This window comes from Streptomyces sp. NPDC031445 (genome assembly GCF_055581365.1).
On the sequence record NZ_JBVIJO010000003.1, the window covers coordinates 170,226 to 194,081 of the forward strand.

A 23,856-nucleotide genomic window follows, 5' to 3' on the forward strand; every position below is an offset into this window, starting at 1 on the left:
TCGTCTGGAGAACTCGTCGTCGAGTTCGGACCTGGCAGAAAGAGCAGCGGGATGGGACGGTCAGAGCTAGAGTAACCGAACGATCGGTCGGTACAAGGGGGTCCGCCGCATCTGTGGAAAACCCCGTGCGGGAGGATCGCGCACATGACAGGACTCGACCTCAGCAGCCCCGTGGCCGTCGTCGGCACCGGCACCATGGGCCAGGGAATCGCCCAGGTCGCGCTGGTCGCCGGGCACCCCGTGCGGCTCTACGACGCCGCACCCGGGCGGGCCCGGGAAGCGGCCGGAGCGATCGGCGCCCGGCTCGACCGGCTCGTGGCCAAGGACCGGCTCACGGAAGCCGGCCGCGACGCCGCCCTCGCCCGCCTGGAGCCCGTGGACAGCCTCGCGGAACTGGCCGGCTGCGGGCTGGTGGTGGAGGCCGTCCTGGAGCGGCTGGACGTCAAGCAGCGGCTCTTCGGCGAGCTGGAGGAGATCGTCGCCGAGGACTGCCTGCTCGCCACCAACACCTCCTCGCTGTCGGTGACGGCCGTCGGCGGTGCCCTGCGCCACCCCGGCCGCTTCGTGGGCCTGCACTTCTTCAATCCGGCGCCGCTGCTGCCGCTGGTCGAGGTGGTCTCCGGGTTCGCCACCGACGTCACGTCGGCCACGCGCGCGTACGAGACCGCCCGCTCGTGGGGCAAGACCCCGGTGGCCTGCGCGGACACCCCCGGCTTCATCGTCAACCGCATCGCCCGGCCGTTCTACGCGGAGGCGTTCGCAGTCCACGAGGCCCAGGCCGCCGACCCCGCCACCATCGACGCGGTGCTGCGGGAGTGCGGCGGCTTCCGGATGGGCGCGTTCGAGCTGACCGACCTGATCGGCCAGGACGTCAACGAGTCCGTCACCCACTCGGTGTGGCAGTCCTTCTTCCAGGACGCCCGCTTCACGCCCTCGCTCGCGCAGCGCCGGCTGGTGGAGTCCGGGCGGCTCGGCCGCAAGAGCGGGCGCGGCTGGTACGACTACGCGGACGGCGCCGAGCGGCCCGAGCCGCACACGGCCGACAAGGAACAGCCGCCCGCCTACGTCGTCGCCGAGGGCGACCTGGGCCCGGCCGCCGAGCTGCTGGCGATGATCCGCGAGGCCGGCATCACGGTCCGCCAGGAGGACGAGGACAACGGCAGCCGCCTGGTGCTGCCCAGCGGCGGCCAGCTGGCCCTCGCCGACGGCCAGACCTCCGTGGAGTTCCGCGACGTCGTCTACTTCGACCTCGCCCTGGACTACCGCGAGGCCACCCGCATCGCCCTGTCCACCGCCCAGGACACCCTGCCGCAGACCCTCGCCGAGGCCACCGGCCTCTTCCAGGCGCTCGGCAAGAAGGTCAGCGTCATCGGCGACGTCCCCGGCATGATCGTCGCCCGCACGGTCGCCCGCATCATCGACCTCGCGCACGACGCCGTCGCCAAGGGCGTCGCCACCGAGGAGGACATCGACACCGCTATGCGCCTCGGCGTCAACTACCCGCTGGGCCCCTTCGAGTGGAGCCGCGGCCTGCCCCGCGCCTGGGCCCACGAACTGCTGGACGAGATGCACGAGCGCGAACCCTCCGGCCGCTACGCGCCTTCCCTGGCGCTGTACCGCCACTCGTACGCCCAGGACAAGCGGGAGGGCACCTCATGACCACGGCCAGGCGCGACACCTACACCCCCGAGACGCTGCTCACCGTCGCCGTCCGCGTCTTCAACGAGCGCGGCTACGACGGCACCTCCATGGAGCACCTGTCCAAGGCGGCCGGCATCTCCAAGTCGTCGATATACCACCACGTCAGCGGCAAGGAGGAGCTGCTGCGCCGGGCCGTCAGCCGCGCCCTGGACGGCCTGTTCGCCATCCTGGACGAGGAGCACGCGTGCGTGGGGCCCCCGGCCGGACGGCTGGAGCACGTCGTGCGCCGCATGGTCGAGGTGCTCATAGCCGAGCTGCCCTACGTGACGCTGCTGCTGCGCGTGCGCGGCAACACCGAGACCGAGCGCTGGGCGCTGGAGCGGCGCCGCGACTTCGACCACCGGGTCGCCGAGCTGCTGAAGGCGGCGGCGGCCGACGGCGACGTGCGCGGCGACGTCGAGGTCCGCCTCGCCACCCGGCTGGTCTTCGGGATGATCAACTCGATCGTGGAGTGGTACCGGCCGGACGCGCGGGGCGCGAGCGGCCAGGAGGTGGCCGACGCCGTCGTCAGGCTGGTCTTCTCGGGGCTGCGCCAGGACTGACCTCAGTCCTCCGGCTCCAGGTCCTCCTCCTCGAACACCAGCAGTGTGCGGGTGCTGAGCACCTCGGGGATCGCCTGGAGCCGGGTCAGCACCAGCTCGCGCAGCGCCCGGTTGTCGGGCGTGTGCACCAGCAGCAGCACATCGAAGTCGCCGCCCACCAGTGCGATGTGGGAGGCGCCGGGCAGCTGTCTGAGCTGCTCGCGGACCGTGCGCCAGCTGTTCTGGACGATCTTCAGCGTGATGTACGCCGATGTGCCGTGCCCCGCGCGCTCGTGGTCCACGCGGGCGCTGAAGCCCCGGATCACGCCGTCCTCGACGAGCCGGTTGATGCGCGCGTAGGCGTTGGCGCGCGAGACGTGGACGCGCTCGGCGACCGACCGTATCGAGGCCCGGCCGTCCGCTTGCAGGATCTTCAGGATGTCCTGGTCGATGGCGTCCAGCGGGCGCGGCGGCGGCGCTGCGCCGTCCTGCGGCCCGGCGGCCATTTGTTCAGCTCGCATGTCCCCCCGCTTCCTCGCCGTGGACGCCCTGCGGCCATTCCAGGCTGTGGAGAACCGTTTGTCCACAGCCTGGGGGCACCTGTAGCCAAAATGTGTCGGCGACCGAACAATCGGTTGGTGAGGCGGGTCACAGACGACGCGCCTCCCGTAGCCACTCCCACGAGGAGGTGCCGTCATGACGGTTCTGGAGCAGCGGGGCGCGTACCGGCCATCGCCGCCGCCCGCCTGGCAGCCCCGTATGGACGCCGCGCCGCTGCTGCCCGACGCCGAGCCGTACCGCGTCCTCGGTACCGAGGCGGCCGGCAAGGCGGACCCCGACCTGCTGCGGCGGCTGTACGCCGAGCTGGTGCGCGGGCGCCGGTACAACACGCAGGCCACCGCCCTCACCAAGCAGGGCCGGCTCGCCGTCTACCCGTCCAGCACCGGCCAGGAGGCCTGCGAGATCGCCGCCGCCCTGGCCCTGGAGGAGCGTGACTGGCTCTTCCCCAGCTACCGCGACACGCTCGCCGTCGTCGCCCGGGGCGTGGACCCCGCCGAGGCGCTCACCCTGCTGCGCGGCGACTGGCACACCGGCTACGACCCCTACGCCCACCGGGTGGCCCCGCTGAGCACCCCGCTCGCCACCCAGCTGCCGCACGCCGTCGGCCTCGCCCACGCCGCCCGCCTCAAGGGCGACGACGTGGTCGCCCTGGCCATGGTCGGCGACGGCGGCACCAGCGAGGGCGACTTCCACGAGGCGCTGAACTTCGCCGCCGTCTGGCAGGCGCCGGTCGTCTTCCTGGTGCAGAACAACGGCTTCGCCATCTCCGTGCCGCTCGCCAAGCAGACCGCCGCGCCGTCCCTGGCCCACAAGGCCGTCGGGTACGGCATGCCGGGCCGGCTGGTCGACGGCAACGACGCCGCGGCCGTGCACGAGGTCCTCGGCGACGCCGTGCGGCACGCGCGCGCGGGCGGTGGACCGACCCTGGTGGAAGCGGTGACGTACCGCGTCGACGCCCACACCAACGCCGACGACGCCACCCGCTACCGCGGCGAGGACGAGATCGCCGCCTGGCGCGCCCACGACCCCATCGAGCTGCTGGAACGCGAACTGACCGCGCGCGGGCTGCTGGACGACGCCGGTGTCGAGGCGGCCCGCCAGGACGCCGAGACCATGGCCGCATCCCTGCGGGAACGCATGAACCGGGACCCCGAGCTGAACCCCATGGACCTCTTCGACCACGTCTACGCCGAGACCACCTCCCAGCTGCGCGAGCAGCGCGCCCTGCTGCGGGCCGAGCTGGAGGCCGAGCAGGAGCAGCACGGCGGGCCCGGCGCCCCGGAAGGCGGCGCCCGATGACCACCGTCGCCGTCAAGCCCGCCACCATGGCGCAGGCCCTCACGCGCGCGATGCGCGACGCGATGGCCGCCGACCCCACCGTGCACGTCATGGGCGAGGACGTCGGCACCCTCGGCGGGGTCTTCCGCGTCACCGACGGGCTCGCCAAGGAGTTCGGCGAGGACCGCTGCACCGATACCCCCCTCGCCGAGGCCGGCATCCTCGGCACCGCCGTCGGCATGGCCATGTACGGCCTGCGGCCCGTGGTGGAGATGCAGTTCGACGCCTTCGCCTACCCGGCGTTCGAGCAGCTGGTCAGCCACGTCTCCCGCATGCGCAACCGCACGCGCGGCAGAATGCCCCTGCCCCTCACCGTCCGCATCCCCTACGGCGGCGGCATCGGCGGTGTCGAGCACCACAGCGACTCCTCCGAGGCCTACTACATGGCGACCCCGGGGCTGCACGTGGTCACCCCCGCCACCGTCGCCGACGCCTACGGACTGCTGCGCCAGGCCATCGCCTCCGACGACCCGGTCGTCTTCCTGGAGCCCAAGCGGCTGTACTGGTCGAAGGACAGCTGGAACCCCGAGCAGCCGACGCAGGTCGAGCCCATCGGCCGCGCCGTGGTCCGCCGGACCGGCCGCAGCGCCACGCTCATCACCTACGGCCCCTCGCTGCCGGTCTGCCTGGAGGCCGCCGAGGCCGCCCGGGCCGAGGGCTGGGACCTGGAGGTCGTCGACCTGCGCTCCCTGGTGCCGTTCGACGACGAGACGGTCTGCGCGTCCGTCCGGCGCACCGGCCGTGCCGTCGTCGTCCACGAGTCCACCGGGTTCGGCGGGCCGGGCGGCGAGATCGCGGCCCGTGTCACCGAGCGCTGCTTCCACCACCTGGAGGCGCCGGTGCTGCGCGTGGCCGGGTTCGACATCCCGTACCCGCCGCCCATGCTGGAGCGGCACCACCTGCCCGGCGTCGACCGCATCCTGGACGCCGTGGCCCGGCTGCAGTGGGAGGCCGAGGGCTGATGGCTCAGGTGCTGGAGTTCAAGCTGCCCGACCTCGGCGAAGGGCTCACCGAGGCGGAGATCGTCCGCTGGCTGGTCCAGGTCGGTGACGTGGTCGCCGTGGACCAGCCCGTGGTCGAGGTCGAGACGGCCAAGGCGATGGTCGAGGTGCCCTGCCCGTACGGCGGCGTGGTCACCGCCCGCTTCGGCGAGGAGGGCGCCGAACTGCCCGTCGGCGCCCCGCTGCTGACGGTGGCCGTGGGCGAGCGGGAACCGGAGCCGGAGGGCTCCGGCAACGTCCTGGTGGGCTACGGCACCCAGGCCCCGGCGGCACGCCGGCGCCGGGTGCGGGCCACCACGGGCGCGGTCGACGGACAGGGCGCCCGGCGCCCGGCCGACGGCAACGGACAGGCGGCGCCGAGCGTCGCCCCGGCCGACGGGCGGGCCACCCGGCGCGCGACCGTTCGGGCCGACGCCCACGCCCCCGCGCGCGAGGCCGCGCCGGCCGTGGCGCAGGCACCCGTCTCCGCACCCGCCTCCCCGGCCACCCCCACCGCCGCTCCCAGCGAGGGCCCGGTCCCCGTGATCTCCCCGCTCGTGCGCAAGCTCGCCCGCGACAACGGCGTCGACCTGCGGCGGCTGACCGGCTCGGGGCCGCAGGGGCTCATCCTGCGCGCGGACGTCGAGAACGCGCTGCGCGCCGAGGCGGCACCGGTCCGCACGGCCGATGAGCCGGTCGTACGCGCCCCCGCGGCGCCCGTCGCGCAGGGCGGCGGGACCCGGATCCCGCTCAAGGGCGTGCGCGGCGCCATCGCCGACAAGCTCTCCCGCAGCCGCCGGGAGATCCCGGACGCGACCTGCTGGGTCGACGCCGACGCGACGGAACTCATGCGCGCCCGCGCCGCGATGAACGCGGCCGGAGGCCCGAAGATCTCCCTGCTCGCGCTGCTCGCCCGCGTCTGCACGGCCGGCCTCGCCCGGTTCCCCGAGCTGAACTCCTTCGTCGACACCGAGGCCCGCGAGGTGGTCCGGCTCGACCAGGTCCATCTCGGGTTCGCCGCGCAGACGGAGCGCGGCCTGGTCGTGCCGGTCGTCCGGGACGCCCACGCGCGCGACGCCGAGTCGCTGACCGCCGAGTTCGCCCGGCTCACCGAGGCGGCCCGCACCGGGACGCTGACCCCCGGGGAACTCACCGGCGGGACCTTCACGCTGAACAACTACGGCGTCTTCGGCGTCGACGGCTCCACCCCGATCATCAACCACCCCGAGGCGGCCATGCTCGGCGTCGGCCGCATCGTCCCCAAGCCGTGGGTGCACGAGGGCGAACTGGCCGTCCGCCAGGTCGTCCAGCTCTCGCTCACCTTCGACCACCGGGTGTGCGACGGCGGCACGGCGGGCGGCTTCCTGCGGTACGTGGCGGACTGCGTGGAACAGCCGGCGGTGCTGCTGCGCACCCTGTGAGCCACGGCCCCCCATGAGACAGGGGTTCGGAAGGAGGAACCGGCAGGACATACTCGGAGGGTGACCGACACCGCCCCCGCCGCTCCCGGGACACCCGCTCCCGGGATCCCCCTGCCGTACGACGCCGTCGTACTGGCCGGCGGTGCGGCCAGGCGGCTCGGCGGGGCCGACAAGCCGGGGCTCCGGGTCGGTGGCCGCGCGCTGCTCGACCGGGTGCTCGCGGCCTGCTCGGACGCCGGGACGACCGTCGTCGTGGCCGCGCCCCGGCCCACCGCGCGCCCGGTGCGCTGGGCGCGCGAGGAGCCGCCCGGCGGCGGACCGGTCGCCGCGCTGGAGGCCGGCCTGCGGCTCACCACCGCCGGGCACACCGTCGTCCTCTCCGCCGACCTGCCCTTTCTCGAGAAGCGGGTGCTGCGGCGCCTGGTGAGCTGCCTTCAGGAGACCGGGGCCGACGGCGCGCTGCTCACCGACGCCGACGGACGCGACCAGCCGCTGGTGGCCGCCTACCGCACCGCCGCCCTGCGCCGTGAGCTGGCCGCCCTCGCCGCCACGCACGGCGGCCTCGGCGGACTGCCCCTGCGCCGGCTGACCGGTGCCCTGCGCCTCACCCGCGTCACGGACCCGCGCGCCTCCTTCGACTGCGACACCTGGGACGACATCGCGACGGCCAGGGCACGCATCAGGGAGCATGGGTCCGTGTTGGATGAATGGATCTCCGCAGTCAAGGACGAGTTGGGCATCGAACTGGACGTCGACACCGGCGTCCTGCTCGATCTGGCCCGGGACGCCGCGCACGGCGTGGCCCGGCCCGCCGCCCCGCTGACCACCTTCCTCGTCGGTTACGCCGCCGCCCAGGGCAAGGGCGGCCCCGAGGCCGTCGCCGAGGCCGCGCGCAAGGCCGCCGCGCTGGCGCTGCGCTGGGAGGAAGAGAACGGCGGGGGCACCCCGGACGCGAGGAGCGGGGGCCCGAGCGCCCCGGACGCCGGATGACCGCCCCCGGCACCCGGGCCGAGGCGTCCGCCGAAGACACCGACGACCTCGACGTCGAGGAGGCCCTGGCACTCGTGAGGGATGCCCACAGGGAGCACCGGGACGACAGCACGGACGACGGCGCCGGCCAGGCGTCCGCCCCGGCCGCCCGGTCGTCCGGCGCGCGGCCCGCGGAACCGCACCGGGCCACCCCCTGGCCCCAGGCCCGGGAGGCCGCCGCGCGTGCCGCGCGTTCCCGACCCCGCCGGGCCCCCGTCTCCGTGCCGCTCGGCGACTCCCTGGGACTGGCCCTGGCCGCGCCCCTCGACGCGCTCACCGACCTGCCCTCCTTCGACACCTCGGCGATGGACGGCTGGGCGGTCGCCGGCCCCGGACCCTGGCAGGTGCGCGAGGAGGGCGTGCTCGCCGGGCACGCGCAGCCCGAACCCCTCACCGACGGCGAGGCGGTCCGCATCGCCACCGGAGCCCGCATCCCCGCCGACACCACCGCCGTCCTGCGCACCGAGCACGGCCGGATCGACACCCAGGGCCGCCTGCACACCACGCGCGAGATGCTCCACGGCCAGGACATCCGCCCGCGCGGCCAGGAGTGCCGCTACGGCGACCAGTTGCTGCCCGTCGGCACCCTGGTCACCCCCGCCGTCCTGGGCCTCGCCGCGGCCGCCGGCTACGACACGGTCACCGTCGTCCCCCGCCCCCGGGCCGAAGTCCTCGTGCTGGGAGACGAGTTGCTCACCGAGGGCCTGCCGCACGACGGGCTGATCCGGGACGCCCTCGGTCCCATGCTGCCGTCCTGGCTGCGCGCGTTCGGTGCGGATGTCATCGCCGTACGCCGGGTCGGCGACGACGCCAAGGCCCTGCAGAAGGCGATCACCCGCTCCGCCGCCGACCTGATCGTCACCACGGGCGGCACGGCCGCCGGACCCGTCGACCACGTCCACCCGGTCCTGGAACGCCTCGGCGCGGAACTCCTCGTCGACGGCGTCAAGGTGCGTCCCGGCCACCCCATGCTGCTGGCCCGCACCAAGGACCACCAGCACCTCGTCGGCCTGCCCGGCAATCCTCTCGCGGCCGTCTCCGGCCTGCTCACCCTCGCCGAACCGCTGCTGAGGACCCTCGCCGCCCACCCCGCCCCCGAGCCGTACACGCTGCCGCTGAGGGAGGCGGTGCACGGGCACCCGCACGACACCCGGCTCATCCCCGTGGTGCTGCGCGGCGACCATGCCATGCCGCTGCACTACAACGGTCCGGCCATGCTCCGGGGCGTCGCCGCCGCCGACGCGCTGGCCGTCGTACCGCCGGGCGGGGCCCGGCAGGGCGAGGAGGCCGAGCTGCTGGACCTGCCATGGGCGACCGCCGGAATCGGGGTGTGTTTCACGTGAAACTTCCGGGCCATGACGCCATCGCCCGCCAGGCGGGCGAACATCTGGTGACCCATCGGGTGAAACTCCCGCGAAAAGTGGTGGAGCGTCCGATCCGCCAGGTCGTCAAGCGGCTCGTCATGGCCCTGGTGGTACTGGTCGCCACCGCGCTGGTCGTCTACGCCGACCGCGAGGGCTACCGCGACAGCTCCGACGGCCCCGTCGACCTGCTCGACGCGTTCTACTACGCGACCGTCACCCTCTCCACCACCGGCTACGGCGACATCACCCCGGTCAGCGACAGCGCCCGGCTCACCAACATCCTCGTCATCACGCCCCTGCGCGTGCTGTTCCTGATCATCCTGGTCGGCACCACGCTGGAGGTCCTCACCGAACGCACCCGGGAGGAATGGCGCCTGAACCGCTGGAGGTCCACCTTGCGCGACCACACCGTCGTCGTCGGTTTCGGCACGAAGGGGCGGTCGGCCATCCAGACCGTCTGCGTGACCGGGCTGAAGAAGGAACAGGTGGTCGTGGTCGACCCCAGCTCCAAGGCGATCGACGCGGCCACCGCCGAGGGCTACGCGGGCGTCATAGGCGACGCCACCCGCAGTGACGTGCTCCGACGGGCCGAGGTGCACAAGGCCCGGCAGATCATCGTCGCTCCGCAGCGCGACGACACCTCCGTCCTCGTCACGCTGACCGCCCGCCAGCTCAACCGCACCGCGAAGATCGTGGCCGCGGTGCGCGAGGAGGAGAACGCCCCGCTGCTCAAGCAGTCCGGCGCCGACGCCGTCATCACCAGCTCCGGCGCGGCCGGCCGTCTGCTCGGACTGTCCGTGCTCAGCCCCGCGGCCGGCATGGTGATGGAGGACCTGATCCAGCAGGGCAGCGGGCTCGACCTCGTCGAACGGCCCGTGGTCCGAGGCGAGGTCGGCAAGACGCCGCGCGAGACGGACGACCTGGTGGTGAGCGTCCTCCGCGGACACCGGGTGCTCGGCTACGACGACCCGTCCGTCGGCACGCTCCAGCTGACGGACCGGCTCATCACCATCGTCCGCGCCACGCCGGAGACCCGGGTCACGCCGGGCGTCCGCCCCCTGTCACCGGGATGACCGGGCGCCGGGGGAGTAGCGTCACCGGCATGCATGCGATCACGATTCCCGAACCTGGTGGTCCCGAGGCGCTGGTGTGGGACGAGGTCCCCGATCCGGTGCCCGGCGAGGGCGAGGTGCTGGTCGAGGTGGTGGCCAGCGCCGTCAACCGTGCCGACATCCTCCAGCGCCAGGGCTTCTACAACCCGCCGCCCGGCGCCTCCCCCTACCCCGGCCTGGAGTGCTCCGGCACGATCGCCGCGCTCGGTCCCGGCGTCTCCGGCTGGGCCGTCGGCGACCAGGTGTGCGCGCTGCTCGCGGGCGGCGGCTACGCCGAGAAGGTCGCCGTACCGGCCGGGCAGCTGCTGCCCGCGCCCGAGGGCATGGACCTCAAGCGCGCCGCCGCACTGCCCGAGGTCGTCTGCACGGTCTGGTCCAACGTGTTCATGGTCGCCCATCTGCGTCCGGGTGAGACGCTGCTGGTACACGGCGGCTCCAGCGGCATCGGCACCATGGCGATCCAGCTCGCCAAGGCCGTCGGCGCCAAGGTCGCGGTGACCGCCGGGACGAAGGAGAAGCTCGGACGGTGCGCCGAACTCGGTGCGGACGTGCTGATCAACTACCGCGAGCAGGACTTCGTCGCCGAGATCGAGCAGGCCACCGAGGGCGCGGGCGCCGACGTCATCCTCGACAACATGGGCGCGAAGTACCTGGACCGCAATGTCCAGGCGCTCGCCGTCAACGGACGCCTCGCGATCATCGGCATGCAGGGCGGTGCGAAGGGCGAGCTGAACATCGGCACGCTGCTCGGCAAGCGGGCCGCGATCAGCGCGACCTCGCTGCGCGCCCGCCCGCTGGACGAGAAGGCCGCCATCGTCGCGGCCGTACGCGAGCACGTGTGGCCGTTGCTCGCCGGCGGGCACGTCGGCCCGGTCGTGGACCGCGAGCTGCCGATGCCGGAGGCGGCCGAGGCGCACCGGCTGGTGGAGGCGAGCGGCCACGTCGGCAAGGTGCTGCTGGTCGCGCCGTAGCGGAGGCGGTGCGGGGCGGCGCGGGGGCCCCGGGCGGTTCCGGGAGATCCCGGGCCGTCCCCGGCCGTCCCCGGCCGTCAGCTCTTGCGGAGTCTCAGGCCGAGGAGCGCCAGCCCCAGGCCCAGGCCGATGAGGACCAGGCCGCTGCCGAGCGGGAGGATGCGCAGGACCGGCTCCGTCGGGGCCTCGTCCGGTGGGGCCGCCTGCTCGGCGGCGGGCCCCTGTGGGGAACCGGTGGGGTCCGGGCCGGTCTCCGGGGGCGACGGAGGGCCGCTCGGCACCTCCGCGGTCTCCGGCTCCTCCGGCTGGGCGGCGGGGGTCGCGGGAGGGGGGTCGTCGTCGTCCTCGTCCTCGATCTCGGGCCCGTCCGGCCGCCCCGGCCGCATCCGCCCCTCACCGGCCCGGCTGCCCGCCCGGGACGGCTCCACGGAGGCGAGGGGGCGATAGGGGTGCACCGACGCCGAGGCGGAGTCGGACGGCATCGGCACGGCGGTGGACGCGTTCGCCGACGACGTCTCGTCCGGGGACGCCTCCGGCGGGGGGCCCTGGTCCGGGCGCCCGCGGTCCCGGGCGGCGTGCCCCGGAGCCGTGTGCCCGGCGCTCGCGTGCTCCGGGACGTCCGTCAGGTCAAGCGCGTGTTCAGGGACCGTGCCCTTGCTGGTTCCCTGCCGTGTGCCGCGTGTGCCGCGTGTGCCGGGCTGCTCCCGGTGTCCGGTGGCGGACGGGCGGGCGGTGTCCGGCCTGGCGGTGAGGAGGGGCGCGCCGCCGTGGGCGACGGCGGTGCCGTGCGCCGGCAGCGCCGTCGCCGTGAGGACGACCAGCAGCCGCAGACAGCGCAGCATGAGTCGTGGGCGTGCAGTCACGTCGGTGACCTCCCGGGGCCCAGGTGCCGTGACCGATGGAAAACCGACGGGAACAAGCCTCACATCATGTGGCGAAGAAGGCATTCCGGATTGGGCCGTCGGGTCTAAACGGTGGATCAGCCCCTCAGGGGGGCACCACGGTGATGAGGTGGTGGCGTGCGAGAGAATGGCGGCATGGAGATGCCGAGGAACGAACGGTCGCCGGGAAACCCCCAGATCCTTGTCGTGGGTCAGGACGGGATGGCGCTCGGCGGGGGCGACGGGCACGAGGACTCGCGTGAGACCCCGGTGACGGAGCAGGTGGAACAGCCGGCCAAGGTCATGCGGATCGGCAGCATGATCAAGCAGCTTCTGGAGGAGGTGCGGGCGGCTCCCCTCGACGAGGCCAGCCGGGTGCGGCTCAGGGAGATCCACGCCAGTTCGGTGAAGGAGCTGGAGGACGGGCTGGCCCCCGAGCTGGTCGAGGAACTGGAACGGCTGTCCCTGCCGTTCACCGACGACGTCACCCCGAGCGACGCGGAACTGCGGATCGCGCAGGCACAGTTGGTGGGCTGGCTGGAGGGTCTCTTCCACGGGATCCAGACGACGCTGTTCGCCCAGCAGATGGCCGCGAGGGCCCAGTTGGAGCAGATGCGCCGCGCGCTCCCGCCGGGCGTGACCGGTTCCGAGGGCGGCGACGACCAGCACACCGGCGGCCGCTCGGGCGGACCGTACCTGTAAACCCCCGGCTCGGCCGGACACACCGAGGGCCCGGCGGACGACCGCCGGGCCCGACCCGTTCCCCGGACCGCGCCGGGGGCCGGCTCACTGCGGCGGGTTGCCCGTCGACACCCTCAGCTCGATGCTGCCCACGTCGTCCTGGTCGACGTCGGTGCCCTGTGCGGGGAACTGGTCGAGGACGGTGCCCTCACCCCAGGTGTTGTCGTCCTCGTGCTTGATGTCCCACTTCCAGCCCGCGGCCTGGAGGCACTTCTTCACGGAGCCGATGTCCTTGTACCGGAAGTCGGGCAGCTGGATCTTGTCCGGGTCGTTGTAGGACTCCTGCGGATCGGTGCACTTGGCGGGGTCGATCCGCCGGGTGGTGTCCGGGCCGCGGTAGCCCGCCCGGTGGGACGCGGACGCGGAGGCGCTGGAGCCGCCGCCGGCCTCCGTGTCGTCGCCGGTGTGCTTCAGCGTGAGGGCGACGGCCAGGCCGACGGCCACGACGGCCGCCACGGCGACCGAACCGATGACCACCGGCCGCCGGTTCCGGCCGCCGCCGGGCCGGCCGGCCTGGTGCGGCGCCATCGTGTACGCCGGCGGGGCCGGGGCGGCGCCCTGCGGGCCGTAGCCCGCGGGGGACGCCGGGTAGCCGCCCTGCTGCGGGTAGCCGTAGCCCGGGGTGGGCGTCGGGTGGCCGTACGGGTTCGGCGCCGGGGCCGGCTGGTACGGCGTCTGTACCTGCCCGTGCGGTGCCGGGGCCGTCCGGTCGACCGGCGGGAACACCGCGGAGGCGACGCCCGAGCCGCTCTGCGCGGGACCGGCGCCCGGCACGATGCTCGGCGGGGCCGCCTGGAAGGAGGCCGCGATCCGCAGGCACTCGTCGCGCATGGACTCGGCGGTCGGGAAGCGCTCGTTCGGGTTCTTCTTCAGCGCGCGGGCGACCAGGGCGTCCACGGCGGGCGGCAGCGCGCGGTTGACCGAGGAGGGCGCCACCGGCTCCTCCTGCACATGCGCGTACGCGATGGCCAGCGGCGAGTCCGCGTCGAACGGCAGCCGCCCGGTGACCAGCTGGAACAGCATGATGCCGACCGAGTACAGGTCGGAGCGGGCGTCCACGCCGCGGCCGAGAGCCTGCTCGGGCGAGAGGTACTGCGGGGTGCCGACGACCATGCCGGTCTGGGTCATCGAGGTGACACCGGACTGCATGGCGCGGGCGATGCCGAAGTCCATGACCTTGACCACGCCCCGCCGGGTCACCATCACGTTGCCGGGCTTGATGTCGCGGTGGACCAGCCCCTTCTCGTGGCTGATCTCCAGGGCCGCGAGCACATCGGCGGTGATCTTCAGGGCCTTGTCCGCGGGCATCGCGCCGTACTGCCGGACGTCCTCCTCCAGCACGGAGCCCAGCGGCCGGCCCTCGACGTACTCCATGACGATGTACGGCGTCGCCAAGCCGTTCAACTCGTCCTCGCCCGTGTCGAAGACCGAGACGATGTTGGTGTGCGTGAGCTTGGCCACTGCCTGGGCCTCGCGGCGGAAGCGCTCCCGGAAGGCCTGTTCCCGGCCGAGTTCGGTGTGCAGCGTCTTGATGGCGACCTGGCGGTCCAGCACGGCGTCGTACGCGAGGTGCACGGAGGCCATGCCGCCCTCGCCCAGCACGTCGCGCAGCTGGTAACGGCCCCCGGCCAGCGCCTGCCCCGTGTACCGGCCGTGTGCGCCGTCCTGGCTCATCTCTCCGCGTCCCCCACCGGCCGTGCGGCGCCGTCAGCCGGCGGACAGGCCTTGATCGAATGTGTCATTCCCGGCCAAGTCTGCCCAAGGGCCCGGACACGTCAAGCGCGGTGCCCGTTCCGTGACCGTACGCGCAAGAAGCGTCGCGCAAGCGTTACAGGGGGTGGACGAGCGGCTCACGGAATTTGCACGACTGCCCGTGCTAGAGGTTTCATGACCGGTCCGTCCCGGGTGGGTCCCGGTTGCCGTTCCGAACCGGTGGTCCCCGCGGAGGCTGTAGCGTGGCGGACGGAGACCGTAACAACACCGCGCGCACCGCGGGCAGAAACGACGGCGAGGACTGATGGCACAGACGCAGCGCTCTCAGGGCCCGTCCGACCCCGAGGCGACTGGCGGCGGCATGTCGGACGCGCCGGAGATGTGGGGCAACGGCGGGCTCGTCGGCGACGGCCGCTACCGGCTCACGCACCGGCTGGGCCGGGGCGGCATGGCCGAGGTGTTCGCGGCCGAGGACGTCCGCCTGGGCCGGACGGTCGCGGTCAAGCTGCTCCGCGCGGACCTGGCCGAGGACCCGGTCTCCAAGGCCCGTTTCACCCGCGAGGCACAGTCCGTCGCCGGCCTCAACCACCACGCGATCGTCGCCGTGTACGACTCCGGCGAGGACACGGTGGGCGGCCAGTCCGTGCCGTACATCGTCATGGAGCTGGTCGAGGGCCGCACCATCCGCGACCTGCTGATGAACGCGGAGGCGCCGGGCCCCGAGCAGGCCCTGATCATCGTCTCCGGGGTGCTGGAGGCGCTCGCCTACTCGCACCAGCACGGCATCGTCCACCGTGACATCAAGCCGGCGAACGTCATCATCACCCACAGCGGTGCCGTCAAGGTGATGGACTTCGGCATCGCCCGCGCCCTGCACGGCGCGTCGACGACGATGACGCAGACCGGCATGGTCATGGGCACCCCGCAGTACCTGTCCCCGGAGCAGGCGCTCGGCAAGGCCGTCGACCACCGCTCCGACCTGTACGCCACCGGCTGCCTGCTGTACGAACTGCTCGCGCTGCGGCCCCCGTTCACCGGCGAGACCCCGCTGTCGGTGGTCTACCAGCACGTCCAGGACATGCCGGTGCCGCCGTCGCAGGTCTCCGAGGGGACCTGCCCGCCGGAGCTGGACGGCCTGGTCATGCGCTCGCTCGCCAAGGAGCCCGACGACCGGTTCCAGACGGCCGAGGAGATGCGCGGGCTCGTCCAGTACGGCCTGCAGATGCTCTACGACCAGGGCGGCCATACGGGCACCTGGAACACCGGCCCGGTGGAGGCGCACGACGGCCGGCAGACCCCGGCGGGCGGCTTCGCCGGGACGACCGTCATGCCGCACCCGGTGGACGCCTCGGGCACCACGCAGATCCCGCAGCCGATCCTGCCCGCGGGCTACGGCAGCGGCGACGACGGCGGCTTCGAGGGGCACGGCAACAAGGGCGGCGGACGCGGCAAGCTGTGGCTCCTCGCCGTGTTCGCGGTCATCGCGATCGCGGCGGGCGTGGCGCTGGCGGTGAAGGGCGCGGGCGGCGGCAGCGGCGGCAACGACACCGACGTCCAGCCGACCAAGACGCAGTCCAGGAGCACGAAGCACGAGTCGCCCACCCCGACCCCGTCCGACGACAAGACCGACCAGCCCTCGCAGACCGAGACGAACAACGGCTCCGGCACGGGCACCGGCTCCGGCTGGCCGCCGGCGACCACGCCGTCGTACACCCCGTCGAGGACGGCCAGTTCCACCCCGAGCACCGAGCCGTCGCAGCCGCAGACCTCGCAGTCCCAGCCCACGAACCCGACGAACGGCGGCACGGACGCGGGCACCGGCGACACCGGCGGTACGGACGCGGGCACCGGCGACGCCGGCGGTACGGACGCGGGCACCGGCGACACCGGCGGCACGGACACGGGCGGCACCACGACGGACGGCAGCACCGGAGCCACCACCGGTTGAAGCACACCCACGCAGGCCGGGACGGCGTCCCCTTGAGGTGGCGCCGCCCGCACCGGGCTTGACGTCCGTCCGGGACACGCGGCCGGCCGGCTATTGCACGAACGCGTCGCACACGGCGTCGTACTCGCGGGTCCACCACACCGCGAGGGCGGACGCGGCCGGGAACTGGGTGTCCGCGCGCGTGTCGCCGCGCTCGTAGTGCCAGCGCAGCATCCAGAAGTCGTTCAGCCGCTCCCACCACACCCGGTGCACGGCCGCGGCCAGTTCCGAGGGCGTGGCGCCGGCCGCGCGCCGGTACGCGCGCGCGTAGCCCCGCACCTTCGGCAGGTCCAGGGTCCCGCCGGGCGCCACGAAGAAGATCGCGGCGGCGCGTACGGCCTCCTCCGCGCGCGGCTGCACACCGAGCCGGTCCCAGTCCACGATGGCGGCCGGGGCGTCGTCCTTGTAGAGCAGGTTGAACGGGTGGAAGTCGCCGTGCACCCAGCCCACCGAACCGCCGCGCGGGGGGCGCCGGTCCGCGTGCTGCTCCAGCAGCGCGCGGCGTTCCAGCAGCCGGTGCCGGGCGAGTTCGTCGAAGGCGTCGGCGGGGCGGTGCCGGCGGACGTGGGCGAGCAGGTGGTCGATGAGGGCGAAGGTGGCGGCCGGGTCCGCGCTCCTGACCGGGTGCGGGCTCGTCGCCGGGCGCGTGCGCCCCTTGGGGGGCATCACGCGCTCCAGGCAGGCGTGCACGGCGCCCAGGAGCGCCCCCAGGCGCGCGCTCTCGCCGCGGGTGAGCTGGCCGCCGTGCCGGTGCCTGCCGTCGATCCAGGGGTGCAGGGCGTAGGCGTGGCCGCCGACGACGGCGACCGTGCGGCCCTCGCGGTGCGCGAGCGGTACGGCGACCGGGACGCCGAGGTCGGCGAGTCGCCGGGTGGCCCGGTGCCGGCGTTCGATGGCGGCCGGGTCGGCGGTGTCCGGGTCGAAGTGGTGCTTGAGGAAGTAACGGCCGCGCGTGGTGCACAGCCGGTAGCCGCGGTTGAGCAGACCCTGGTCGACCGGCTCACAGGTGAGGGCGGTACCCGCGGCGTACAGGCGGAGCAGGGCGCCCAGGGGGAGTGCGTGGGGCACGGGGGGTGGTACACATGAGCACGGCACGCGCCAGATGCTAGGGCACGCGCGGACCCTGTGAGCTGGGGCTTGTCACAGGCAGTCGCCGATGGTCGCTTTCGGTCACGAGACGGGCTTTTCCGCTTCCGTGCGGGCCGCGGCGCGGCCCCTCACCCCTGACTCACCCGTCCGCGGTCCCCGACGTCATCCGTATGCAGTAGATAAAGCGCGACTTTTCCGTCTTCGTGTGCGAGGCCGGTCTCACATGAAACTCTTCCCGTGACCTGGGTGCGCGGGATAACGTGCGGGTGCTCCGGACTGCCGCAAGGCTGTGACCAGCGCGCTTCCGCATCACCTCGATTTACTTGGAAATCCAAGCAAAATCGCAGGTCAAACGGGGTTTCACAGAAATGTGGGGCACTGGGTAACGTGATGGTTGCAGGGCGCTCGCCGGGGCACCTGTCACGCCTGTTCCCGGCCGAGTGGCACCCACCCCGTGCCCCGGTGGTCGAAACAGGTGAGCCGCACTGGCCTACCGGCAACCCCGGGGGCCGGAACGACGGAGGAGCACACGTGACCGTGGAGAGCAGTGCCGCGCGCAAGCCGCGACGCACCGCCGCAGGCAAGGCCGGCACCGCCGGCGGCAAGACCGGTACCACCCGGGCCGCGACCGGGGCCGCCGGCGCCAAGCGCGCCACCCGCAGCACCGCGGGGAAGGGCACCGAGCCGGAGCTCGTCCAGCTGCTGACGCCGGAGGGCAAGCGGGTCAAGAACGCCGAGTACGACCCCTACGTCGCCGGCATCACCCCCGAAGAGCTGCGCGGCCTGTACCGCGACATGGTGCTCACCCGCCGCTTCGACGCGGAGGCCACCGCCCTGCAGCGCCAGGGCGAACTGGGCCTGTGGGCCTCCCTGCTGGGCCAGGAGGCCGCCCAGATCGGCTCCGGCCGGGCCACCCGCGAGGACGACTACGTCTTCCCGACCTACCGGGAGCACGGTGTCGCCTGGTGCCGCGGCGTCGACCCGACCAACCTGCTCGGCATGTTCCGCGGTGTGAACAACGGCGGCTGGGACCCGAACAGCAACAACTTCCACCTGTACACGATCGTCATCGGCTCGCAGACGCTGCACGCCACCGGCTACGCGATGGGCATCGCCAAGGACGGCGCGGACTCGGCGGTCATCGCCTACTTCGGCGACGGCGCCTCCAGCCAGGGCGACGTCGCCGAATCGTTCACCTTCTCCGCCGTCTACAACGCCCCCGTGGTGTTCTTCTGCCAGAACAACCAGTGGGCGATCTCCGAACCCACCGAGAAGCAGACCCGCGTCCCGCTCTACCAGCGCGCCCAGGGCTACGGCTTCCCGGGCGTCCGGGTCGACGGCAACGACGTGCTGGCCTGTCTCGCGGTCACCAAGTGGGCGCTGGAGCGCGCCCGCAACGGCGAGGGCCCCACCCTGGTGGAGGCGTTCACCTACCGCATGGGCGCCCACACCACCTCCGACGACCCCACCCGCTACCGGGGCGACGAGGAGCGGCTGGCCTGGGAGGCGAAGGACCCGATCCTGCGCCTGCGCCGGTACCTGGAGACCTCACACCACACGGACGAGGGATTCTTCGCGGAACTCGAGAGCGAGTCCGAGGCGTTGGGCAGACGAGTGCGCGAAGCGGTCCGCGCCATGCCCGACCCGGACCGCTTCGCCATCTTCGAGAACGCGTACGCGGACGGGCACGCGCTCGTCGACGAGGAGCGCGCCCAGTTCGCCGCCTACCAGGCGTCGTTCGCCGATGAAGGGGGTCACTGAGATGGCCGAGAAGATGGCGATGGCCAAGGCCATCAACGAGTCGCTGCGCCGTGCCCTGGAGACCGACCCCAAGGTCCTGATCATGGGCGAGGACGTCGGCAAGCTCGGCGGCGTCTTCCGGGTGACGGACGGACTGCAGAAGGACTTCGGCGAGAGCCGGGTCATCGACACCCCGCTCGCCGAGTCCGGCATCGTCGGCACCGCGATCGGCCTGGCCCTGCGCGGCTACCGCCCGGTGGTGGAGATCCAGTTCGACGGCTTCGTCTTCCCGGCCTACGACCAGATCGTGACCCAGCTCGCCAAGATGCACGCCCGCTCGCTGGGCAAGGTCAAGCTGCCGGTCGTCGTCCGCATCCCCTACGGCGGCGGCATCGGCGCGGTCGAGCACCACTCGGAGTCCCCGGAAGCGCTGTTCGCGCACGTGGCGGGCCTGAAGGTGGTCTCCCCGTCCAACGCGTCGGACGCGTACTGGATGATGCAGCAGGCCATCCAGAGCGACGACCCGGTGATCTACTTCGAGCCCAAGCGGCGCTACTGGGACAAGGCCGAGGTCGACCCCGAGGCGATCCCCGCCCCGCTGCACAAGGCGCGCGTGGTCCGCGAGGGCACCGACCTGACCCTGGCGGCCTACGGCCCCATGGTGAAGCTGTGCCAGGAGGCGGCGGCCGCTGCGGCCGAGGAGGGCAAGTCCCTGGAGGTCCTGGACCTGCGCTCGGTCAGCCCCCTCGACTTCGACTCCGTCCAGGCCTCGGTGGAGAAGACCCGCCGCCTGGTCGTGGTGCACGAGGCACCGGTGTTCTTCGGCTCCGGCGCGGAGATCGCCGCCCGGATCACCGAGCGCTGCTTCTACCACCTGGAGGCACCGGTCCTGCGGGTCGGCGGCTACCACGCCCCGTACCCGCCGGCGCGCCTGGAGGAGGAGTACCTGCCGGACCTGGACCGTGTGCTCGACGCCGTCGACCGCTCGCTGGCGTACTGAGGAGAGGGTCGTGACGACGATGACGGAAGCGTCCGTACGCGAGTTCAAGATGCCCGACGTGGGCGAGGGACTCACCGAGGCCGAGATCCTCAAGTGGTACGTCAAGCCGGGCGACACGGTGACGGACGGCCAGGTGGTCTGCGAGGTGGAGACGGCGAAGGCGGCCGTCGAACTGCCCATCCCCTACGACGGCGTGGTGCGCGAACTGCACTTCCCCGAGGGCACCACGGTGGACGTGGGCACGCCCATCATCGCGGTGGCGGTGGCCGGGGCCGGCGGTGCCGCGCCGCAGGCCCCCGCCGAGCAGCCCGCGGCGGCACCGGCCCCGGCCCAGGAGGAGCCGAAGCCGGAGGGCCGCCAGCCGGTCCTCGTCGGGTACGGCGTGGCGACCTCCTCCACCAGGCGCCGCCCGCGCAAGGGCCCCGAGGTCACCGTTCCGGCGCCGGCCCAGGCGGTCCAGGCGGAGCTGAACGGCCACGGCGGCGCGATCTCCGAGAAGTCCCGCCCGCTGGCCAAGCCCCCGGTGCGCAAGCTGGCCAAGGACCTGGGCGTCGACCTGGCCGCGATCACCCCGTCCGGCCCGGACGGCATCATCACCCGTGACGACGTCCACGCGGCGGCCACGCCCCGGACGGCCGAGCCGGCCGCCCCGGTCACGGCGGCACCCGCCGCTCCCGCGGCCCCGGCGCCCGTGGCGTCGTACGACACCGCGCGCGAGACCCGCATCCCGGTCAAGGGCGTCCGCAAGGCCACCGCGCAGGCGATGGTCGGCTCGGCGTTCACCGCGCCGCACGTCACCGAGTTCGTGACGGTGGACGTGACCCGCACGATGAAGCTGGTCGAGGAGCTGAAGCAGGACAAGGAGATGCAGGGCCTGCGGGTCAACCCGCTCCTGCTGATCGCCAAGGCCCTGCTGGTGGCCATCAAGCGCAACCCGGACGTCAACGCGTCCTGGGACGAGGCGAACCAGGAGATCGTGCGCAAGCACTACGTCAACCTGGGCATCGCGGCGGCCACCCCGCGCGGCCTGATCGTCCCGAACATCAAGGACGCGCAGGACAAGACGCTCCCGCAGCTGGCGCAGGCGCTGGGCGAGCTGGTCTCCACGGCCCGCGAGGGCAAGACCTCCCCCGCGGCGATGCAGGGCGGCACGGTGACCATCACCAACGTCGGCGTCTTCGGCGTCGACACGGGCACCCCGATCCTCAACCCGGGCGAGTCGGCGATCCTCGCGGTCGGTGCGATCAAGCTCCAGCCGTGGGTCCACAAGGGCAAGGTGAAGCCGCGTCAGGTCACCACCCTGGCCCTGAGCTTCGACCACCGCCTGGTGGACGGCGAGCTGGGATCCAAGGTGCTCGCGGACGTCGCGGCGATCCTGGAGCAGCCGAAGCGGCTGATCACCTGGGCCTGAGCGCCTTTTGGGACGGTGACGCCGGAGACATGGAGGGGGCGGCCGCAGCGTCCGCTTGCGACCGCCCTTCCCTCACGGGGTACCCGGCCCGGAAGCGCGCCGCAGGGCGTTGAGCAGGGCCGCGCCCCGTTCGGCGTCGTCCACGCTCACCGCGAAGTCCGTACGGCGGCCCCGGGGGCGTACGACCAGGCAGTCGCCGGCGCGGAGCATGACCGTCGTACCGAGGCCGCTGAGGCGGTAGCCCCAGCCACCGACCTGGGACGGGAGCCGTCGCTCGGCGCGGGCGGACTCGATGGCCGCCGGGGCCCACCGGCGGGCGGGCCAGCCGAGCGGGCCGAACGACACCTCCAGGCCCGCTTCCGACACCTTCGCCTGGACCGAGGAGAACACCGCGCCGGCGAGGGAGACCACGGTGCAGCCCGCGCACGCCGGCCACAGTCCGGCGGGGTCCGCCAGGCCGACGGCCGGCGCCACCAGCGAGCCGGCGGCGATCAGGCCCGCCACCGCCGCCAGCAGTTGCAGCCAGGGGTTGGCCACGCGGGAGAACCACACCGGCCGCTCGCTCCCGGACAGCTCGAGGCCGGGGGCCGCGGTGGCCGGCGGTGCGGTCGGCCGGGTCGTGAACCGCCAGGTCAGCGCGCCGACGACCGCTGCCGTGGCCAGGCACACCACCACGGAGAGGGCCGGCAGACGGGCCTCGTGCCAGTCCGCGCGGTCCAGGTTGGCGCGGACCACGCAGACCTGCGCGCCGACGAGCAGTGTCGCCGTGGGCGCCAGTGTCAGCGCCCGCCAGGGCCGTACGGCCGGCCAGGAGCGGCGCCACCGCACGCTCACCGCGAGCGTGATCACGAGCCAGACGCCCGCCGGGAAGAGGGACGCCTCCCACAGGGGCATCGAGCCGTCGGGGGCGCCGCCGCCCCAGTGGGTCGCCAGGCGGCCGGGGAGCCGGCCGCGCACGGTCCAGGGCAGGCCGGCGAGCACGGCCGTGACGGCCGCTGCCGAGCCGATGGGCCACCAGCGCGCCGTACGGCTCCGGGACGCGCGCCCGTCGCCCTTTCCCGCCTTGCCGGTCGCACCCGTCACGTCAGCCCCCGGATCATGTCGATGAGATCGCTCCGGCTGTAGCCCAGCCGGTCACCGGCTGCGCACGCGCCCTCGGCGACGGCCCGCCGGATCGCCGAGGAGACCCGCTCGTGCAAAAGGGCCCGACGCCGTGCGCGTCGGGCCCTGCGGCCGGAAGGAGTGTCAGCCGGCCTTGGCGAAGCCGTAGTTGAGCAGCTTCTTGGCGTCCGTCTCGCGCTGGGTGATGGAGGAGGAGGCGAGGACGGTGCCGATGACGGTCTTGCCGTTCCGGGTCGCGGCGAAGACCAGGCAGTACTTGGCCTCCGGGCCGGAACCGGTCTTCACGCCGATGGTGCCGCTGTAGCTGCTGAGGAGCCCGTTGGTGTTCTTCCACGGGTTCATCGTGCGGGTGCTGCCGGTCTTGGTGACCGTCTTCGCGGTGTACGACTTGGTCTTGACGATGGTGCGGAACGTGGAGCTTTTCATCGCGCTGCTGGCGATCTTCGTCAGGTCGCGCGGCGTCGAGTAGTTGGAGCCGTTGCCGATGCCGTCGAACGAGTCGAAGTGGGTGTTCTTCAGGCCCAGGTTCTTGGCGGCGGTGTTCATCTTGCCGATGAAGGACTTCACCCGCGCGGCCCGCGTGGAGCCGGAGCCGAACTTGTCGGCGAGGGCGTAGGCGGCGTCGCAGCCGGACGGCAGCATCAGGCCGTACAGCAGCTGACGCACGGTCACCTTGTCGCCGACGATCAGGTGGGCCTGGGAGGCGTTGTTCTTGACGACGTAGTCGCTGTACGCCTTCTGGATCGTGACCTTGGCGTCGAGGTTCAGGTTCGACTGGGCGAGCACGACCTTGGCGGTCATGATCTTGGTGGTGGAGCCGGTGGAGCGCTTGGTGTCCGCCGCCTTCGTGTACAGCGTCTTGGCGTTGGCGTTGTTCATCACGAACCCGCCCTTGGCCACGATCGACGGCGTGGTGACGGCCTGCGCGGGCGCTGCGGTGAGGGCACCGGTCGCGAGCAGCGCGCCGGACGTGATGGCGACGGCGGTTGCTCTGCGGAGGCGGATGCCCTTGATGCCGGTATTCAAAGTGATGACCTCGAATGTCTTGAATGCCCCTGGAATGCGGCCGAGTTGAGGTGGCAAGCGAAAGGGGGCCGCATAGGTGTGACACGTAAGTAGCACAGAAGGTTGTGCGGTCGCTGCGAGAGACGTGCGTCACGTCCGCATGGTGGAC

20 protein-coding genes are annotated in these 23,856 nt (G+C 73.0%); 14 read left to right on the forward strand and 6 right to left on the reverse strand.

The window, feature by feature from the left end:
* Positions 1–144 precede the first annotated feature (144 nt).
* Positions 145–1,659, forward strand: a complete 1,515-nt coding sequence (locus ACZ5DC_RS11040; RefSeq protein WP_468651561.1) for a 3-hydroxyacyl-CoA dehydrogenase — start codon at positions 145–147, stop codon at positions 1,657–1,659.
* Positions 1,656–2,243: a TetR/AcrR family transcriptional regulator gene (locus ACZ5DC_RS11045; RefSeq protein WP_468651563.1), complete on the forward strand. Its 588-nt coding sequence runs from the start codon at positions 1,656–1,658 to the stop codon at positions 2,241–2,243. Before ACZ5DC_RS11040 ends, ACZ5DC_RS11045 begins: the two co-directional genes overlap by 4 nt.
* A gap of 2 nt (positions 2,244–2,245) precedes the next feature.
* Here ACZ5DC_RS11045 and ACZ5DC_RS11050 read toward each other — a convergent pair whose 3' ends face one another.
* Entirely contained in the window at positions 2,246–2,728 is a 483-nt protein-coding gene (locus tag ACZ5DC_RS11050; RefSeq protein ID WP_171159880.1) for an Lrp/AsnC family transcriptional regulator, read from the reverse strand.
* A 190-nt stretch (positions 2,729–2,918) separates the two neighbouring features.
* Here ACZ5DC_RS11050 and pdhA (ACZ5DC_RS11055) point away from each other — a divergent pair, with 190 nt between their 5' ends.
* From pdhA (ACZ5DC_RS11055) to ACZ5DC_RS11085, 7 genes are read left to right on the forward strand one after another with little or no spacing between them, the layout of a single operon-like run.
* Positions 2,919–4,082, forward strand: coding sequence for a pyruvate dehydrogenase (acetyl-transferring) E1 component subunit alpha (pdhA, locus tag ACZ5DC_RS11055; RefSeq protein ID WP_468651565.1), 1,164 nt, complete (start codon positions 2,919–2,921; stop codon positions 4,080–4,082).
* Positions 4,079–5,083, forward strand: coding sequence for an alpha-ketoacid dehydrogenase subunit beta (locus ACZ5DC_RS11060; RefSeq protein WP_468651567.1), 1,005 nt, complete (start codon positions 4,079–4,081; stop codon positions 5,081–5,083). Before pdhA (ACZ5DC_RS11055) ends, ACZ5DC_RS11060 begins: the two co-directional genes overlap by 4 nt.
* Positions 5,083–6,522, forward strand: a complete 1,440-nt coding sequence (locus ACZ5DC_RS11065) for a dihydrolipoamide acetyltransferase family protein (RefSeq protein WP_468651569.1) — start codon at positions 5,083–5,085, stop codon at positions 6,520–6,522. The genes ACZ5DC_RS11060 and ACZ5DC_RS11065 overlap by 1 nt, the downstream gene beginning before the upstream one ends.
* A gap of 60 nt (positions 6,523–6,582) precedes the next feature.
* The gene (locus ACZ5DC_RS11070; protein WP_468651571.1) at positions 6,583–7,512 is read left to right on the forward strand and encodes an NTP transferase domain-containing protein; all 930 of its coding nucleotides are present in this window, start codon (positions 6,583–6,585) and stop codon (positions 7,510–7,512) included.
* The gene (locus tag ACZ5DC_RS11075) at positions 7,509–8,894 is read left to right on the forward strand and encodes a molybdopterin molybdotransferase MoeA (RefSeq protein WP_468651573.1); all 1,386 of its coding nucleotides are present in this window, start codon (positions 7,509–7,511) and stop codon (positions 8,892–8,894) included. The genes ACZ5DC_RS11070 and ACZ5DC_RS11075 overlap by 4 nt, the downstream gene beginning before the upstream one ends.
* Positions 8,891–9,988, forward strand: a complete 1,098-nt coding sequence (locus tag ACZ5DC_RS11080) for a potassium channel family protein (protein ID WP_468651575.1) — start codon at positions 8,891–8,893, stop codon at positions 9,986–9,988. The genes ACZ5DC_RS11075 and ACZ5DC_RS11080 overlap by 4 nt, the downstream gene beginning before the upstream one ends.
* A gap of 29 nt (positions 9,989–10,017) precedes the next feature.
* A complete protein-coding gene (locus tag ACZ5DC_RS11085; RefSeq protein ID WP_468651577.1) occupies positions 10,018–10,998 on the forward strand; it encodes an NAD(P)H-quinone oxidoreductase in 981 nt (326 codons plus the stop codon).
* Positions 10,999–11,075: 77 nt separating this feature from the next.
* Here ACZ5DC_RS11085 and ACZ5DC_RS11090 read toward each other — a convergent pair whose 3' ends face one another.
* Positions 11,076–11,861, reverse strand: coding sequence for a hypothetical protein (locus tag ACZ5DC_RS11090; protein ID WP_468651579.1), 786 nt, complete (start codon positions 11,859–11,861; stop codon positions 11,076–11,078).
* A gap of 174 nt (positions 11,862–12,035) precedes the next feature.
* Here ACZ5DC_RS11090 and ACZ5DC_RS11095 point away from each other — a divergent pair, with 174 nt between their 5' ends.
* Positions 12,036–12,581, forward strand: a complete 546-nt coding sequence (locus ACZ5DC_RS11095; RefSeq protein WP_366750007.1) for a bacterial proteasome activator family protein — start codon at positions 12,036–12,038, stop codon at positions 12,579–12,581.
* An 84-nt stretch (positions 12,582–12,665) separates the two neighbouring features.
* On the opposite strand, the gene ACZ5DC_RS11100 is transcribed toward ACZ5DC_RS11095, so the two are convergent.
* Positions 12,666–14,294, reverse strand: coding sequence for a protein kinase domain-containing protein (locus tag ACZ5DC_RS11100; RefSeq protein ID WP_468651582.1), 1,629 nt, complete (start codon positions 14,292–14,294; stop codon positions 12,666–12,668).
* A gap of 343 nt (positions 14,295–14,637) precedes the next feature.
* Between ACZ5DC_RS11100 and ACZ5DC_RS11105 the strand changes: the two genes are divergently transcribed.
* Complete coding sequence (locus ACZ5DC_RS11105; protein ID WP_468651584.1) at positions 14,638–16,281, forward strand: protein kinase domain-containing protein; 1,644 nt, start codon at positions 14,638–14,640, stop codon at positions 16,279–16,281.
* Between the two features lie 90 nt (positions 16,282–16,371).
* Here ACZ5DC_RS11105 and ACZ5DC_RS11110 read toward each other — a convergent pair whose 3' ends face one another.
* A complete protein-coding gene (locus tag ACZ5DC_RS11110) occupies positions 16,372–17,388 on the reverse strand; it encodes a phosphotransferase (protein ID WP_468651586.1) in 1,017 nt (338 codons plus the stop codon).
* A 552-nt stretch (positions 17,389–17,940) separates the two neighbouring features.
* Between ACZ5DC_RS11110 and pdhA (ACZ5DC_RS11115) the strand changes: the two genes are divergently transcribed.
* The 3 genes from pdhA (ACZ5DC_RS11115) to ACZ5DC_RS11125 are packed head-to-tail and all read left to right on the forward strand — an operon-like array spanning position 17,941 to position 21,560.
* Positions 17,941–19,170, forward strand: coding sequence for a pyruvate dehydrogenase (acetyl-transferring) E1 component subunit alpha (pdhA, locus tag ACZ5DC_RS11115; protein ID WP_468651588.1), 1,230 nt, complete (start codon positions 17,941–17,943; stop codon positions 19,168–19,170).
* A 1-nt stretch (position 19,171) separates the two neighbouring features.
* The gene (locus ACZ5DC_RS11120) at positions 19,172–20,149 is read left to right on the forward strand and encodes an alpha-ketoacid dehydrogenase subunit beta (protein WP_468651590.1); all 978 of its coding nucleotides are present in this window, start codon (positions 19,172–19,174) and stop codon (positions 20,147–20,149) included.
* 10 nt (positions 20,150–20,159) lie between these two features.
* The gene (locus tag ACZ5DC_RS11125) at positions 20,160–21,560 is read left to right on the forward strand and encodes a dihydrolipoamide acetyltransferase family protein (protein ID WP_468651592.1); all 1,401 of its coding nucleotides are present in this window, start codon (positions 20,160–20,162) and stop codon (positions 21,558–21,560) included.
* Positions 21,561–21,632: 72 nt separating this feature from the next.
* On the opposite strand, the gene ACZ5DC_RS11130 is transcribed toward ACZ5DC_RS11125, so the two are convergent.
* Both ACZ5DC_RS11130 and ACZ5DC_RS11135 read right to left on the reverse strand, forming a co-directional pair.
* Positions 21,633–22,643 (reverse strand): DUF1648 domain-containing protein, encoded by a 1,011-nt coding sequence (locus ACZ5DC_RS11130; RefSeq protein ID WP_468651594.1) that lies wholly within the window; start codon positions 22,641–22,643, stop codon positions 21,633–21,635.
* A 162-nt stretch (positions 22,644–22,805) separates the two neighbouring features.
* The gene (locus ACZ5DC_RS11135) at positions 22,806–23,708 is read right to left on the reverse strand and encodes a D-alanyl-D-alanine carboxypeptidase family protein (RefSeq protein ID WP_468651596.1); all 903 of its coding nucleotides are present in this window, start codon (positions 23,706–23,708) and stop codon (positions 22,806–22,808) included.
* Positions 23,709–23,856: the final 148 nt, after the last annotated feature.

Coding starts and splice junctions, on each gene's coding strand:
- ACZ5DC_RS11040 (WP_468651561.1), top strand. CDS start 145: ATGACAGGACTCGACCTCAGCAGCCCCGTGGCCGTCGTCGGCACCGGC.
- ACZ5DC_RS11045 (WP_468651563.1), top strand. CDS start 1,656: ATGACCACGGCCAGGCGCGACACCTACACCCCCGAGACGCTGCTCACC.
- ACZ5DC_RS11050 (WP_171159880.1), bottom strand. CDS start 2,728: ATGGCCGCCGGGCCGCAGGACGGCGCAGCGCCGCCGCCGCGCCCGCTG.
- pdhA (WP_468651565.1), top strand. CDS start 2,919: ATGACGGTTCTGGAGCAGCGGGGCGCGTACCGGCCATCGCCGCCGCCC.
- ACZ5DC_RS11060 (WP_468651567.1), top strand. CDS start 4,079: ATGACCACCGTCGCCGTCAAGCCCGCCACCATGGCGCAGGCCCTCACG.
- ACZ5DC_RS11065 (WP_468651569.1), top strand. CDS start 5,083: ATGGCTCAGGTGCTGGAGTTCAAGCTGCCCGACCTCGGCGAAGGGCTC.
- ACZ5DC_RS11075 (WP_468651573.1), top strand. CDS start 7,509: ATGACCGCCCCCGGCACCCGGGCCGAGGCGTCCGCCGAAGACACCGAC.
- ACZ5DC_RS11085 (WP_468651577.1), top strand. CDS start 10,018: ATGCATGCGATCACGATTCCCGAACCTGGTGGTCCCGAGGCGCTGGTG.
- ACZ5DC_RS11095 (WP_366750007.1), top strand. CDS start 12,036: ATGGAGATGCCGAGGAACGAACGGTCGCCGGGAAACCCCCAGATCCTT.
- ACZ5DC_RS11100 (WP_468651582.1), bottom strand. CDS start 14,294: ATGAGCCAGGACGGCGCACACGGCCGGTACACGGGGCAGGCGCTGGCC.
- ACZ5DC_RS11105 (WP_468651584.1), top strand. CDS start 14,638: ATGGCACAGACGCAGCGCTCTCAGGGCCCGTCCGACCCCGAGGCGACT.
- ACZ5DC_RS11120 (WP_468651590.1), top strand. CDS start 19,172: ATGGCCGAGAAGATGGCGATGGCCAAGGCCATCAACGAGTCGCTGCGC.